Raw genomic sequence first — 16,142 nt, 5'->3', positions numbered from 1 at the left:
CCGTTATCGCATGACTAAATGCCGCCCGCGCAATCTGTCGCTGCAAGGCATTCCGCGCTATCATAAGCGCTGTATAGAACCCTTTTGTGAGAATAGCGATGAACGGCAAGATAACGACTTTTTTTGAAGACAAAGGCTTCGGCTTTATTACCGACGAGAACGGAGAAAATCGTTATTTTCACGTGATTAAAGTGCAGAACCCGGAGCTGATTAAGAAAAATGCGGCGGTGACCTTCGAACCGACCAATAACACCAAAGGCCCGTCGGCTTATGCGGTCAAAGTGTTGGCGCCCAGCAAATACATCATCATCGCCAACGAAAGAATCAAGATCGCCAGCATCAAGTCTTTCAACACTTTCACCAAGGAAGTGCCGGTCAAAGCCGACGTGGATAAAGAGAACACCGTGCTGTCGGTCGGCCTGCTGATGAACCGCATTCGCCCGCAGTCCGAAGACCAGGCGCAGACCATGCAAACGCTGCGCATGCTGACCATTACCACTTTCCAGAACACCACCCATACCTTCTCCGAGCACGAGATCGATATGGATGAGACCATCAAGGCGCTGAAAAGCCTGTAAGCGCCGGTTGCCCAGCGTCGAGCCCTAGCGGAACAGGATATGCTCGACGCTGTTGCCGTTCACCACGTTGAACGACTCCACCCGATTACGCCCCTGCGATTTGGCGCGATACAGCGCGATATCCGCCATATTCATCAGCTGCTCCAGCGATTTCACTTCGTTCATCGCCAGGCTGGCTACGCCGACGCTGATGGTAATTTTCAACGTTTGTTTGCCTTCCGCCTGCAGTTCCGCCTGCTCCACCAGCCGGCGCAGATGTTCCCCCAGCGCCACGCCCTGTGCCGCCAGCGCGCGCGGCAACATGATGGCGAACTCTTCCCCGCCCAAGCGGCCGAACAGCTGATCGTGGCGCAGCTCGCGCCGCACGATGTGCGCGAACGACGCCAAAACCTGATCGCCGGCGCTGTGGCCATGCGTATCGTTGATCTGCTTGAAATGGTCGATGTCGATCAGCAGGAGCGACACCGCCTCTTTGGAGCGGTGCTTGTGCTCCAGCAGCTCGCCCGCTTTGCGCGTCATCGCGCTGCGCGCCAGCACCCCGGTCAGAAAATCGTGGTTGGCGCTGTGCTCCAGACGCCGCATCAGCTTGCGGTTGGCGGCGATAGAGCTGGCGAGGATCAGCGGCCCCATCACCAGCATGGCGATGCCCAAGCGGGCGGACATCAGCGTGTCGAGGAAGGCGTTGTGGTTGTTCGGCGTTTCGTACAGCACCAGGTTGGCGGAAATGCTGCTGATCTCGGTCATGCCGGTCAACAACGTCAGCAACGTCACGGGGAACAGCTGATAACGCACCGCGCACCACAGCAGCGCCGGGATCGGGAAGGCGATAGCGCCCGGCCCGCCGATATAGACGCTGAATATCAGCGACAGCAGCAGCGCCAGCAGCGGCAGACAGCCTTTCAAACGCCAACGCACCTGTATGCGCAACAGCTGCTTCAGCCGCGGTGCCGCCATCAGCACCGGCAACAGCAGCAAGGTCGTCGAGAACTGCTCGCTGAACCAGGCCAGCCACGCGACCACCACCGTGTTGTTGTACAGGCTGTCGTTGCGCAGCACCGACAGCGTCGACGCCACCGCCGCACCGGCCAGACTGGCGCTGAACATATAGAGTATCGCCTGGGGTTTGCCCATGCGCCGTTGCGACTGGGGCAGCATCAGCATGATGCCGTAACCGACGGCGATCAGCGACATGTTGCAGGCGTTCAGCCACAGCGCCAGGGACCAGCCTTCGCCGGTGCTGAGATCGGCGGCAACCATGCCCAGATAGGTGGTAAGCCAGCCGAGCGGCGTGGCGTAAACGGGTTTGCGCAGCAGCAGGCCGAGCAGAATCGCATTCACCGGCCAAAATAAAGAAAGCGAACCAATTGGCCGGCTAAGAATACCCACCAGAGAAAGTAAAAAGGCCAGCATGAAAAGATTGATCAGCTGAACCGTCAGAGGCAGGCCATGCCTGGCGTTTATTCTGACGTTCATCGCCTCGCCCATATTTCGCTAATAACCAGAATAATAATGTGCATACTCTCTCGCCCGGCCAGTGAGGGATAGTCAACTCGGATTTCAACCAAAAAAGCCAGACAAATCAATAATAAAAAACGTTAACATTTAATTAACAGACTTTTCTTAGCCTGATGCGACCGCGGCGGGCTCACCCGCATAGCGTCAGCAAATAATGCCGACTCTGCTGTCAGCATAGCGCATAGCGTAATAGGCCGCCGACGGCGTTAATTACATTAATAAGTTTGTGGTTATTGGTCGTTGAATGATGTTTGAATAACTACGCGATTATTTTCCTGCAACTGGGCCGCCCGTGCAATAACAACCCAAAAAAAGCCCGCATAGCGCGGGCTTGCTTGAACAACAGCAAATCGACAGTTACGACACAGCCATACGTTGCATGCCTGTGCTGCCGCGCAGTATAGCGGTGAAAGCTTAAGCAGACCTTAGCAACAAAAAACCCGGCCTAGGAACCGGGAATATTTGTACGAAATGCAGTGTTAGCCCAAGCAGGCTAATAACATTTCGCAGCTTACACGCCAATTGTGCAGAGAAAATGAACGCGGCGTCCGTTCAGTCGCGTCACTGCCCTCTCCGCACGGAAGACCTTACGCCAGTTTGGCGGCAAAACCCGCTACGCGCTGGCCATAGAGCTTGGCGGTCGCCAGATCGCCCGACAGCATCTCATCCACGCCGGCATCCGCCGGGGTCTGCACCAGCAGCCCCACCGAACCGCCCAGGTTATTGACGTCGGTGCGCTGCGCCGATTTGGTGTTGGCCGGCAGCAGCCCCAGGCTGACCCACAGGCCGCCATGTTGCGAAGCCAGCGTCTGCAGCGCGATCAACGTGACCTGCTTGTCGCCGTTCAGGCTGGCGCTGTTGGTAAAGCCGCCAAACACTTTGTCCTGCCACTTGCGGCCGAACCAGGCCTTGGAGCTGGCGTCGGCGAATTTCTTGAACTGCCAGGATGGGCCGCCCATATAGGTCGGCGAACCAAAGATGATGGCGTCCGCCTCATCCAGCGTCTGCCAGGCTTCGTCGCTGATATCACCGTTCTGGTCGATGGCGATCAGTGCCGCCCCGGCGCCTTCCGCCACCACTTTCGCCAAACGCTCGGTATGGCCGTAGCCGGAATGAAACACCACTACTGTCTTCGCCATAGAAATTCTCCACTCATTGCACAAAGGCGCCGACGGCGCCCCTCTCGCGTTCAATCTAATCAAGCGCGCAGCGGCTGAATACCGAATAAAACTGACGGTGTTATTCAAAAAAATCGCGTTATGCGCCCTGCTCTGCCTGTTGACGGGCGAAGTCGATAAAAGCACGCAGCGGGCGCGGCATTTGGCGGTTTGCCGGATAGTACAGATAGAAACCGGGGAACGGCGGCGTCCAGGCATCGAGCAGCGGCAACAACCGGCCATCGGCCAAACCGGCGGCAATTTGTTGCTCAAACAGGTAGGCAATGCCAGCCCCATCCATCGCAGCCCGCACCAAGACTTCCGGCTCATCGACTATCACCGGCCCTTCCACGGCGATCTCCTGCTTTTCACCGTCGCACTCAAACTCCCAGCGATACAAACTGCCGTTGGTCGGCCAGCGGTAATTCAAACAGCGATGTCGATGCAGATCGCCCGGTGTTGACGGCCGGCCGTGACGCGCCAAATACGCCGGTGAAGCAACGACGCGCATCCGCACCTCCCCGCCCAGCTTGACCGCCACCATATCTTTCGCCAGTTTCTCGTGCAGCCGCACGCCGGCGTCAAAACCGCCGGCAACGATATCCACCAACCGCTCCTCAACATTGAGATCGAGCGTAATATCAGGATATTGATGATGAAACGGCGCGATCAAAGGCGCCAGAAAATGTAACGCCGCCACGCGGGTTACATTAAGCCGCAAAAGACCCGAGGGGTTCTGGCGTTGCTCGACCGCCTGTGCCACCGCCGCGTCAATCTCGGCCATCGCGGGCGTCAGGCGCGCCAACATCTGTCTTCCGGCTTCAGTCAGCGCCACACTGCGAGTGGTGCGATTCAGTAAACGCACACCCAAACGCGCCTCCAGGTTGCGCAGCGTTTGGCTGAGCGCCGAAGCGGACATGCCCAAATGTGCAGCGGCGCGAGCGAAACCGCCGTGCTCAACAATCGCGGCAAAGGCGCGCAACTCGGCGAAATCACTGCCCCTCATTATGCTCTCCTTCCTTAATAATTCATGAAGATTATAGCGCATTCCTTAAACAACCTGCGGGCGCTACTGTAGACGCTACCTACACGGGAGAATGCCTATGAACACGTCACTATCGCTGGATCACTATCGTTTATTGGGCCGTTCCGGCCTGCGCGTTTCACCGCTGGCGCTGGGCACCATGACCTTCGGTGCCGACTGGGGCTGGGGCGCCGAACTGGCCGAAGCCCGCCGTCTGTTTGACGTTTATGTCGAACGCGGCGGCAACTTTATCGATACCGCCAACCGCTATACCGAGGGCAGCGCCGAACGTTTCGTGGGGGAATTCGCCGCCGGGCGCCGCGATCGGTTGGTGATCGCCACCAAATACACCCTGCCGATGCAGCCGGACGATCCCAATTCCGGCGGCAATCACCGCAAAAGCATGCTGCGATCGGTGGAGGGAAGCCTGCAACGGCTCAATACCGATTACATCGACCTGCTCTATCTGCATGCCTGGGATTTCACCACGTCGGTGGAAGAGATCATGCGCGCCATGGACGATTTGGTACGCGCCGGAAAAGTGCTGTATGTGGCAGTATCGGACCTTCCCGCCTGGCAGGCGTCGAGAATGCAAATGCTGGCGGACCTGCGTGGCTGGTCGCCGCTGATCGCTCTGCAAATCGAGTACAGTCTGCTGGAGCGCACCGTCGAACGCGAGCTGATGCCGATGGCGCAAGAATTGGGGATGGGCGTGATCCCTTGGTCGCCGCTGGCCGGCGGCGTATTAAGCGGCAAATACCGGCGGCAGGATCTGCAACCGTCGCCCGATGAAGCGGGCTCTCGGCGTGAAGCCGTGCGCGCCAAGGGGACATTGAACGCACACAATCTTGATATCGCCGACGCCGTCAACCAGATAGCTGATGAGACTGGATATTCCCCATCACAAATCGCGCTGGCCTGGACACTGCGTCACCCGATGGTCACCGCGCCGATCGTCGGCGCCCGAACCCTGGCGCAATTGGAAGATAACCTCGGCGCATTGAAGGTGGCGCTGGCGGAAGATCATTGGCGACGATTGGACGATCTCAGCGCCATCGAGCTGGGATTCCCGCACGATTTTCTCGCCCTGCCAGCCACCCGCAACATCATGACCGGCGGCGTGCATCTCGCCCGGCGCAGATAAAAAAAATCCCGCGCAAGGCGGGATAAACTTAACAGGGATGGGGTAATACACTACAGGGAATGGATAACACACAACATCATCGGGTAGAGCTACAGTACCAATCCCAATGTATAGAACTGTCATCCCCGCGTAAGTTTGCTCGGCCAGATGTAACGCCGAATGGGGAGATGAAACAACCGATAAACTCATCCACGGCCATATAGCCGAGAGTGACGCGCCCCCTTAAACCCGTTTGAATGTGAAGATGTCACTAAGCCCTCGTCATACCATGCAAACATTTACTGAATTCGTTGTTCAATCATTCATCCTTGCGCAAACAATAGCATTAAACATCAGCACAAATAATTAACAATCATAATAATCACAAAAAGTATTAATCACCCAATTCGTGAACCAGAGTCCGCCCTATCAGACCGCCATTTTTTCTTTCGCCCCCGGAAACATGGACGACAGGAAGGGCTCGGGAGAGAAACCCCATTATCGCAGTCGATTAAAATCGCCAAATAGCAACAACAAGGCAGTTTTTAAAACCAACACTATGCGAATTTAACAATACAAAAAACCAAAACATCAATTTTTTCTATTTTCATAAGCTATAAAAATAGCTCTTTTTTTCATCCTTTTTATTCTGTGACCGCCCACTCATTATTAAAAAATCAAGGAATACTCAACGACAGCCTGATTGCAGACTTATCAAGGCCTGCAGCGACACTCACCTTAAATCAGCAGAAAAAACATTAAAATAAATTAACCTTACTGATTGACTTGGATATAGCTTATAGATAAATAATATTTGCATATATTTACCTTTGATTAACAAAAGAGGACTTAACCTTACATAACATCACAATCCCTACCAGCAGCAGCGTGATGATAAAAGTCTTTTAAAAACAACAAAAAAAACCTAATCACTTCGCCAAACACAGGCACAAATGGTTAGCAAGGTAATTAAATAGATTCTAATAATTTGTTTTTGGCAGTGAATGCCCATTGCGGTATGTCGCGGGTATTTAGCTGTCTCTCACATTCAATACAGGAAGAAGCAATGAACGGAAGACAGATGTCCTCTGATAACGCCAGCGAGCAAACGCACGTCAATCACGCCCTATTGCAATTCATTCTCATCCTATTGTCAGGTTTGGGGCCAACCTCATTCCAAATTTTCCTGCCTTCAGTGCCTAGCCTGGTTAAATACTTTGAAACAACACCTGCGACCGCCAACCTGACAGTCTCTCTATCGATGATCAGTTTTGCCCTTGCTTGTCTGGTATATGGAAGATTGGCTGATCGACTGGGACGCAGAACAATATTACTGTTAGGCATGGCGATCCTGATTATTGGTAGCTTCATTTGTTTATCGGCGCAGTCCATTGAAGCCGTAATTTTGGGCCGTATTATTCAACCGGCGGGCGGGGCGGCCGGCGTTATTGCGGCGCGAATTATCGTCATGGATATCTATCACAGCGAAAAAGCGGCAAATGTCATGTCGAAACTGGTCGCTTCTATGATGATATCGCCTCTACTGGGCGTGCCATTGGGTGGTTTATTAACGGATAACTTTGGTTGGCGTTCCAATTTCATTCTGATCGGCGCTATTGCAGTCATCGTGTTTATTATCATCTTGTTCAGTCTCCCCGAAACCCGCAAAGCGCAAACTGGCGTAGAAGCAGGCAAAAGCAATCTGTTCCATGACTATGGGCAGTTGGCGAAAAACGCCACCTTTCTCGGCAATGCCTTTCAATTTGGTTTCGCTCAGTCGGCCTTTATGGCCTTTATGGCTGCCGCACCCATCGTGCTGACGCAGACCTTCCAACTTTCCGCCTCTGGCGCCAGTTTACTGCTATTGATGGTGTCTGGCAGCGCCATTATCGGTAACTTGTCGGCCAGCCGTTTACCGCAAAGTCTGTCGCTACGGCGCCGTTTGCTGTTGGGCAGCATCATCGGCTTTATTTTCAGCTTGCTCGCTCTGACGCTAAGCCTGATAAACATCTGGTCGATTCCCGCACTGGTCATCCCAACGATGGTATTCAGTATTTTCTACGGCATCACCAGCCCGGCAGCGCAGGCCGGTGCCATTGGTGCGATCAAGCCTCTGGCGGGCACCGCGGCAGGATTGAGCATGTTCATCAGTATGCTTCTCGCAAGCGTTGCCACGCAGTTTATTGCCGAGTTTAATAGCGGAACTCCCCTGGTTATTACTTTTAGCCTGGCCTTATTGGCGTTGCTCTCGTTAATTGCCGCAATTGTCACGCTAAAAAAATCTGAATAAAAATAGGAAAAATGGCATCACGGCGGGAATACAGCCCGCCAGCTATTTCCCCTTTTCACATAAAATAATTAAGGACTTAGCATGGGTAATCATTTTATCCGTGAGCTGTCTGCATCACGGCCGTCGGCCATAAATTTAATTTGCTTTGCTCATGCCGGTGGGGGTACCAGCCGATATCGTACCTGGCATGCCGAATTACAGGAATATGCCAATATTCTTATTCCCGTTATTCCCGGCAGAGAAGAACGTTTTATTGAACCTGCCTTTTCCACGCTGGAGCAAGTGGTCGATGACGTATTCGCTCGTATTAAACCCTATCTCGATGCGCCGCTGGTGTTGGCTGGCATCAGCTACGGCGGCCTGCTGGCCTATGAGATGGCAACGCGGCTGGAACAGCATGGTGCCTGCGTTCACGCGCTATTGATCGCCAGCCAGAGGTCTCCCCACTATCACAAAACTCGACAAAACTGGCATCAGATGTCGGCGGAAAAGCTGATCGATTGCCTGGTCAAACTGGGTGGCATCAACGCACAGGATGCCGCGACACCGGAATTTTATGAGCTTTTTCTGTCAACCATCCGCGCAGATTTGGAGGCGAGTGACGGCTATGCACCAACGGGTAAAGCCCCGTTGACATGTCCAATACACGTTTGCCACGGCTTGCACGACCAGGTGATCGATCGCCAGGCAACTCGCGGCTGGCTAGACGTTACCGCCAATACCGTCGAATGGCGCGAATTTAATGCTGGCCATTTCTTATTTGACGAACAAAAAGATATTTGGTTGCAAGACGTGAAAAACGTACTCGCCAGATTATCTCGGCACATGCCGCCGACATCCCAGGGGAATCATGCTCATGCCTGAATTAGAAAAAACTCTCGACAATGAATTTACCGGCATCGAACTGGCCGTCATAGGAATGGCCGGGCGTTTTCCCGGGGCAGGAGACATCGACGCTTACTGGAATAATCTCTGTCAGGAGATCGATTCCGTTACTTGGCACGCTGATTTTGCGCCGCAAGCCTCCACGGACGGTTCCTGGCACGTCCCCGCAGGCTACCTGCTAACCGATGTCGATCAATTCGACGCAAAATTTTTCGCTATGTCGCCAAAAGAGGCGGCGATCACTGACCCACAGCAACGCCTGCTACTTGAGTGCGCGTGGGAAGCGTTGGAAAACGCCGGCTATGCCGCCACATGTCACCAACAAAACGTCGGTGTCTATGTCAGCAGCGGTCCCAGCGGGTATTGGTTGCATAATCTCGCGAACAATAGGCAGCTTTGCGCCACCACCAGCAAAATGCAATTGCTGATTGGCAATGACAAGGATTACGCGGCCAACCGCATCTCCTACAAACTCGATTTGAAAGGCCCGAGCATCGTCGTTCAATCTGCCTGTTCCAGTTCATTGCTGGCCGTACACACTGCAGGCCAGTCCCTGCTGGCAGGAGAGTGTGATATCGCCCTGGCCGGTGGTATCTCACTGGAATACCCGGCTGAAGAAGGCTATCGGTATGAACCGGGCAGCATTCTCTCACAGGACGGGCATTGCAAACCGTTCAGCGAACATGCCAGCGGCACAGTGCGCGGGAATGGCGGAGGGATCGTGGTATTAAAACGCCTGGATGATGCGATCAACGATCGGGATCATATTTATGCCATCGTCCGCGGCTCTGCAACCAACAATGACGGCGCACAAAAAGTGGGATATGCCGCCCCCAGCGTCGAAGGCCAAACCCGTGTTATCCAAATGGCGCACGCTGTTGCTAACGTGACGCCCGACGCTATCGGATACGTTGAAACCCATGGCACGGCCACCAGCTTGGGCGATCCGATAGAAATCGCCGCGCTGGCGGCCGCTTTTGGCGACGACTGTCCAGCCGCAAGCTGTAAGATCGGTTCGGTCAAATCCAATATAGGCCATCTTGACGCCGGTGCCGGTATTGCCGGATTTATCAAGACCGCGCTAAGCCTTTATCACGATTATATTCCCGCTACGCTGCATTACCGGACGCCCAACCCCGCCATCCATTTCGCCGGTACCCCGTTTACCGTGACGAGTAAAGGAACTTCCTGGGAAGGAAGCTCGCCACGCAGGGCGGGAGTCAGCGCCTTCGGCATCGGCGGCTCTAATGTCCATGTCGTCATGGAGCAACCCCCGGTTTCCACCGTCTCCCCTGCCGCAGAACCCGCCACCTGCGCATTACGCTTCTCGGCCAAAAACCAGGTCGCCTTGCGCGCGACAATGCAGCAACTAGCCCATTATTTACGCAACCATACCGAGGCATCTCTCGCCGATGTCGCCTATTCGTTGGCGACAGGTCGAAAAGCGTTTCCCGTGCGCGCCGCCATAACGGCCGACAGTGTGGAAGAGGCCATCGCGCAGCTGGAAACCGAGCGAGCCAAAACCATGTGCTTCGGAGAAGCCTGCGACGCGCCGATGAAAATAGCGTTTATGTTTCCTGGCCAGGGAACACAATATCAGGGTATGGGAGCCAACCTGTATCACACCGGCGACATCTTCACCCAAGAGTTCGATCGGCTGGCGCAGCTGTTCCAACCGTTTATCGACCACGACTTACGCTCACTGTTGTTCAACAAGGCGCAGGACAATGACGAATTGCTGGCGCAAACCCGGCTTTCGCAACCGGCGATTTTCGCCGTCGAATATGCGCTGGCGAAACATTGGCTGGCTTCCGGCCTGATCCCCGAAGGCATGATAGGACACAGCATCGGCGAATATGTCGCAGCCTGCCTCGCCGGCGTTTTTACGCTTGAAGATGCCGTCAAGGTCGTTTCGGCACGCGGCCGCTTGATGCAAAGCATGGATCACGGCGAGATGTTGGCCGTCATGTCTGACGAGGCAAGCCTGCACTCTCGGCTACCCTCCGCCCTATCCATCGCGGCCGTCAATCGGCCGGCGTTGACCGTCATCTCTGGCCCCGCCCATGTTATGGACACGTTTCGCCGGTCATTGGAGCGCGAGGGCATCAGTTGCCGAGCCCTTGAAACCTCTCATGCTTTCCATTCGGCCATGATGGAACCTTGCTTGCAGGCTTTTGGTGACGTGCTGGCTCAGGTCACCCTGACACCGCCGCGTCAGCGCTTTATCTCCAATCTCAGCGGAACATGGATCACTGATGAAGAGGCGACGGCCCCTGATTATTGGGTGCGTCATCTGCGTGGCACCGTGCGTTTTGCCGATGGGTTGGCAACGCTTATCGATCAACACGCCTTCCTGTTGTTCGAGTGCGGGCCAGGCACCTCATTGAGCCAAGCTGCGCGCGCCATTGGCGCCGGCCGCAAAGATGTCAACGCCATCCCGTTGCTATCGCCCGAGCACACGGGATTAAGTGGCCCGGCGTCACTTCTGCGCATCCAGGAGCAGCGCTGGTGTTACGGCCAGACGATACCCCACTCATCGCGGGGCAACAAAATTCCGCTGCCGACTTACCGCTTTGATCGCGCCCGTCACTGGGTCGACCCTGAACCGCAAACCACTAACGCGGTGCCGGCCATCAGCGCCGTCGACAACGAAAATGCGCCTGAACAGGCGAAACCGGCGAACACCCTGGCGGAAAAACTGACGCAGCTGTGGAGCGAAGCGCTGGGAGTCGCGCATATTGAGCCGAAAGAAAACTTCTTCGACCTCGGTGGCGATTCCATTCTCAGCATCCAGATTGCTAACCGCGCGCGTACGCTGGGGTTGCATTTTGGCCCCGGAGACATCCTCGAATTTCCGACGGTGGAAAGCTTGCTCGCCGCTTTGGAGAGCCGTGCAGGGCAACGCGACGCAGCGGCGCAACCGGAAGAAGATCTGGCCAGCATTTATGCAAGCGCCTTGGAAATCCGTCCGGACGAGGCGTTCTTGCCGTTCCCACTTACCGATATTCAACACGCATATTGGGTTGGACGTAACGCGGGCAATAACTCGGGCAATGTTGCAGCACATGCCTATGAAGAGTTTGAATGCGCCGATCTGGATCTTGCACGTCTAGAACAGGCACTCAACGCCTTGATCGCTCAACACGATATGCTTAGAGCCGTCATGACGCACGACGGCATGCAGCGCGTTCTCCCCCACGTCCCCCGATATATCATTGACACTAACGATTTTAGTCAGTTGAAACCTAAGGACGCCGTGGCTCAGTTAACGGCGCTCAGGGAGCAGAAATCTCATCAGCTGATGCCCTGTGATCAATGGCCGCTGTTTGATATTTCCGCCTCGCGATTGCCCGATGGCACCGTACGGCTGCACGTCAGCTTCGATCTGCTGATTATGGACGCCTGGAGCATTACGTTATTCTGGCGCGAACTGGAGGAGCGTTATTACCACGCCGATTACCAGCCCGAATCGGTGGCCATCACATTCAGAGATTACGTGCTGGCCGAACAGCGCCTGGAGCAGAGCGCCGCCTATCAGCGCGCTCGCGACTATTGGCTTAAACGCGTCGACACTTTCCCTTCTGCCCCGTCCCTGCCGCAGCGAATCGCTCCGCAAAGCCTGGAGCATCGCCGCTTCATTCGCCGGGAAACGACGATACCTAACGCCGTCTGGCGCAAACTGAAAGACGCCGCCGCACGCCAGGGCCTCACGCCGTCCACCATATTGCTCACCGCCTATACGGAGATATTGGCTAACTGGAGCGAAACACCACATTTTTGCCTGAATCTGCCGGCTTTCAATCGTCTGGAGGTGCATCCACAGGTCGATCAGGTGATGGGGGATTTCACCTCGGTTCTGCTGTTCGAAGCCGATCTGCGGCAGGAGGAGACCTTTACTCAACGCGCAAAAAAAACGCAAAAACGCCTCTGGGACGATCTTTCTGCCTTGCAGTACAGCGGCGTAAAAATGTTGCGAGACATTGCGGAAAAAAGCGCCGAACGGCCAACCATGCCCTATGTCTTTACCAGCCTGATCTTCCCGTCCGCCGATGATAAACCGATTGTGAGCCGGCTCGGTAAATTGGTGGAAGGGATATCGCAAACGCCACACGTATGGCTCGACTGCCAGGTTTACGAAGAAAAAGGCAATCTCCTCATCAACTGGGATGCGGTCGACGGCCTTTTCGATCCTGACATGCTTGACACCATGTTTATGGACTATCGCGCATTGCTGATGCGTTTGCCCAAAGAAGAAGCCATCTGGCATGAAAACAATTGGCGCGATGCTCTGGCTCAACGCGTCAACAGCGGCGCCATCGCCGAAGCCAATCGTACGGCCGTCGCCTTTGACGAAAGTTGCTTGCATCAGGGTTTCTTGGCCTATGCAAACAAGAAGCCGTCGGCGCCCGCTATCCTGGGGGAAACCGTCCTCACCTATGCGGATTTGGCGAATATCTCCGCCCATGTGGCGCTGTCGCTGACCAAGCAGGCGCTCCAGCCCGGTGCACGCGTAGCCGTAGTCGCAGAAAAAGGCTGGCAGCAAGTCGCCGCTGTGTTAGGTATTTTGCGCGCCGGTTGCGTCTATGTTCCACTTGATCCAACCCTACCGAAGGGGCGTATGCAGGCGCTTTTGAGCGAGGCCGACATTCGAGTCGCACTAACGACGCCCGCCAGCGACGGGCGCGTTGAGTGGCCGGCAACCGTCGCGCATCTGCCCATCACTGAAGCGATGAATGCATTCACGGACGAATGGCGCGATGGCGAGATCGACGCGGCATCGCCGGCTTACATTATCTTTACTTCAGGCACGACCGGTAAGCCCAAAGGGGTCATTGTCACCCATGCCGCCGCCGCTAACACCGTTATCGATATCAATTCGCGTTTCGCTATCGGCGAGGACGATCGCGTGTTGGCACTTTCCTCACTCTCTTTCGATCTGTCGGTTTACGACATTTTCGGGCCACTGACGCGCGGCGCGGCCATCGTGATGCCGAAAGATGAGCTTGCCAAAGATCCTGCGCACTGGGAAACCTGCGTGCAGAAATACCGGGTCACCGTCTGGAACTCGGTGCCGGCCTTGGTTGAACTCTTGGTCAATCATCTGTCCGCCAATCAAAGCGAAACGCTGAGGAGCATCAGGCTGGTCATGATGAGCGGCGATTGGATCAACGTTGCTTTACCGGAGAAAATTCACCGCGCAATGCCAAACGCCCTGCGCGTCAGCCTTGGCGGCGCCACCGAAGCCGCCATTTGGTCCATTTTCCACCTCATCCAGGATATCGATCCGACGATGACCAGCATTCCTTATGGCAAGGCTTTGGCAAACCAACGTTTCTATGTTTTGGACACCCATCTTCGCCACCGGCCCGAAGGCGTTGCGGGCGAGCTTTATATCGCCGGCAAAGGGCTGGCCGCCGGCTACCTGAACAATCCCGCAGAAACGGCAGCGCGCTTTATCACCCATCCGCAAAGCGACGAGCGATTATACAAAACCGGCGATCTGGGACGCTGGTTGCCTGACGGCACCATCGAATTTTTGGGGCGCAGAGACAATCAACTAAAGATCAATGGATTCCGTATTGAAACCGGTGAAATAGAGCGCGCCGCCGGTAAACACCCGGGAGTCGATCGCTGTGTGGTTCGTCTTCACCGCCAGGACGGCTCAGCGCTGCTACTCGCCTATCTTTGCCCGAGGCAAGATGCCACGCTCGACGAAATGCAGCTTCATCGTCATTTTGCCGAACAACTGCCGGACTACATGGTGCCAAGCGTCATTATAATCCTGCCGACGTTGCCGCTGTCAGCCAATGGCAAAGTCGATATTTCACAGCTGCCGACGCCGCAACTGTCACGCCATAGCGGTGAATTTATCGCTCCGGCGGACGATATCGAGCGTCGTCTCTGCCGGCTTGGCCAGAATATTTTGGGTGGCGAGGCGTTGAGCGTTACCCAAGATCTGTTTAAATCCGGGATTGACTCACGCCGTCTCACCGATTTGGTGACCCAAATTCGCCGAGAATTTACCCCGGCATTCCCGCTTCGCGCCGCCTTTGAAACGCCCAACATGCGGGGCATTGCTGAAGCCGTCAGGAATGCGCTGGATGTGGAGCGCACCGAGGACGAACTGCCGCCTATCGTCAAGGTACCGGCCATGTCCCGCTGGCCGCTTTCCTCCGCCCAACAGCGGCTGTGGTTCCATGATCAGCTTCATCCGGGAAACTGCACCTACAACCTGGTGGAACCTTTCGAACTGAACGGCTTGCTTAATGTGGATGCCTTGTCCCAGGCCCTGCGAATCTTTGTCGCCAGACATTCGGTGCTGACATGCCGCATTCTCGACGATAGGGCTGACGCCTATATGTCCCCGTCGCTGGAGACCTCATTTCAGCTGCAGTTGGAAGAGGCGTTCGACATCCCCTCTCACGAGCGAGAGGGCTACATGCAGCGCGCACTTGCGGCCGCGGCGACACGCCCGTTCGATACCCGTTGCGGCGATATGTTCAGAGCCAGCCTCATCGCATTCTCCGCACAGTGTCACCTCCTGATCATCGCCGTGCATCACATCGTATGGGATGGCTGGTCCACTGCCATTATGGCGGGTGAGATCAGCGAGATATATAACGCTCTCGTCGCAGGGAGGACACCTGCCGAATCGTCCGACAGGCTCAATTTCCTTGACGTCGCGCAATGGGAGCAAACGCAATGCGCATCCCGGACCTTTAACACCCAATTGGATTACTGGGTCAATCAGCTCGGCGATAATCTGCCGGTGCTGGCTTTGCCGACAACGCCTGTCGATACCGGCCGTCTGACCGCTACCGGCGCGCGTCATCCTTTCCATTTAAGCGCGACGCTCACCGCACGCTTCGATGCACTCTGCGCCAAACTGGGTGTCACGCCTTTCATGGGGTATATGACCGCCTGGCAGTTGCTGCTGCATTGGTGGTGTCAACAAGACGACATCGTGGTGGGAACGGCGGCAGGCCATCGTTCCCGTCCCGAACTCGCCGGCGTCATCGGATTTATGGTGAACAGCCTCGCCATCCGCACTCGCTTCCAACGCCATGACGTCTTTGCAGATCTGTGCCTGCGCGTCAAACAAACCTGTCTGGATGCCTACCGGCATCAGGATCTGCCGTTCGATCAAATCGTCAACGCGCTGCGACCGAAGCGAAAAATGTCGCAGTCGGCGCCGATTTACCGCTCGTGGTTCGTCTTGCATGACGTAGCGACCCCGCCATGGACGTTATCAGGCATTAAGGCCACCTTGCTCGATGCGGAATTTCTGCTGGACGTGCACGACATAAAACTGTCGCTGGTTACCATACAGGGTGCAATGGAAGGCGGGCTGGATTACCGCACAGCCTTGTTTACACCCGACGTAATCGCAAATCTTGCCGTCGCCTTTACTCAGTTAATCGAGAAGGTTTCTGAGGACATGACGATCGCCTTGCCGGAAATAAAAGGCTATCTCGATGCACAACAACCAAAAGTCGATAACGCATCAGCCTGTTCAGACGAACTGCCCTCTTGGGACTTTTCGGTTAATCGCCGCAAATAAATAAGGGTT

8 protein-coding genes are annotated in these 16,142 nt (G+C 55.4%); 5 read left to right on the top strand and 3 right to left on the bottom strand.

Annotation, left to right across the window (positions count from 1 at the left end; all coding sequences use genetic code 11):
- The first annotated feature begins 98 nt into the window (after window positions 1–98).
- Complete coding sequence (locus V8N38_RS05525) at window positions 99–578, top strand: cold-shock protein (RefSeq protein WP_038877408.1); 480 nt, start codon at window positions 99–101, stop codon at window positions 576–578.
- 24 nt (window positions 579–602) lie between these two features.
- Here the strand turns inward: V8N38_RS05525 and V8N38_RS05520 are convergent, their stop codons facing one another.
- The 3 genes from V8N38_RS05520 to V8N38_RS05510 form a co-directional block, all read right to left on the bottom strand.
- Entirely contained in the window at window positions 603–2,051 is a 1,449-nt protein-coding gene (locus tag V8N38_RS05520) for a GGDEF domain-containing protein (RefSeq protein WP_038877558.1), read from the bottom strand.
- 629 nt (window positions 2,052–2,680) lie between these two features.
- Window positions 2,681–3,232, bottom strand: coding sequence for a flavodoxin family protein (locus tag V8N38_RS05515; RefSeq protein WP_041033835.1), 552 nt, complete (start codon window positions 3,230–3,232; stop codon window positions 2,681–2,683).
- 118 nt (window positions 3,233–3,350) lie between these two features.
- A complete protein-coding gene (locus tag V8N38_RS05510; RefSeq protein WP_048322376.1) occupies window positions 3,351–4,256 on the bottom strand; it encodes a LysR family transcriptional regulator in 906 nt (301 codons plus the stop codon).
- A gap of 97 nt (window positions 4,257–4,353) precedes the next feature.
- Here V8N38_RS05510 and V8N38_RS05505 point away from each other — a divergent pair, with 97 nt between their 5' ends.
- The 4 genes from V8N38_RS05505 to V8N38_RS05490 all read left to right on the top strand — a co-directional run bounded on the left by V8N38_RS05505 (window position 4,354) and on the right by V8N38_RS05490 (window position 16,133).
- Window positions 4,354–5,418, top strand: a complete 1,065-nt coding sequence (locus V8N38_RS05505) for an aldo/keto reductase (protein ID WP_048322375.1) — start codon at window positions 4,354–4,356, stop codon at window positions 5,416–5,418.
- A gap of 1,045 nt (window positions 5,419–6,463) precedes the next feature.
- Complete coding sequence (locus V8N38_RS05500; RefSeq protein ID WP_060440528.1) at window positions 6,464–7,687, top strand: MFS transporter; 1,224 nt, start codon at window positions 6,464–6,466, stop codon at window positions 7,685–7,687.
- A gap of 81 nt (window positions 7,688–7,768) precedes the next feature.
- Entirely contained in the window at window positions 7,769–8,551 is a 783-nt protein-coding gene (locus V8N38_RS05495) for a thioesterase II family protein (RefSeq protein ID WP_072271038.1), read from the top strand.
- Window positions 8,544–16,133 (top strand): hybrid non-ribosomal peptide synthetase/type I polyketide synthase, encoded by a 7,590-nt coding sequence (locus V8N38_RS05490; RefSeq protein WP_060440531.1) that lies wholly within the window; start codon window positions 8,544–8,546, stop codon window positions 16,131–16,133. Before V8N38_RS05495 ends, V8N38_RS05490 begins: the two co-directional genes overlap by 8 nt.
- The last annotated feature ends 9 nt before the right edge of the window (window positions 16,134–16,142 follow it).

The organism is Serratia nevei (assembly GCF_037948395.1).
GTDB classification, from domain to species: Bacteria; Pseudomonadota; Gammaproteobacteria; order Enterobacterales; family Enterobacteriaceae; genus Serratia; species Serratia nevei.
Note: the sequence above shows the minus strand (reverse complement) of the source record. Positions and strands in the feature narration are given on the sequence as shown.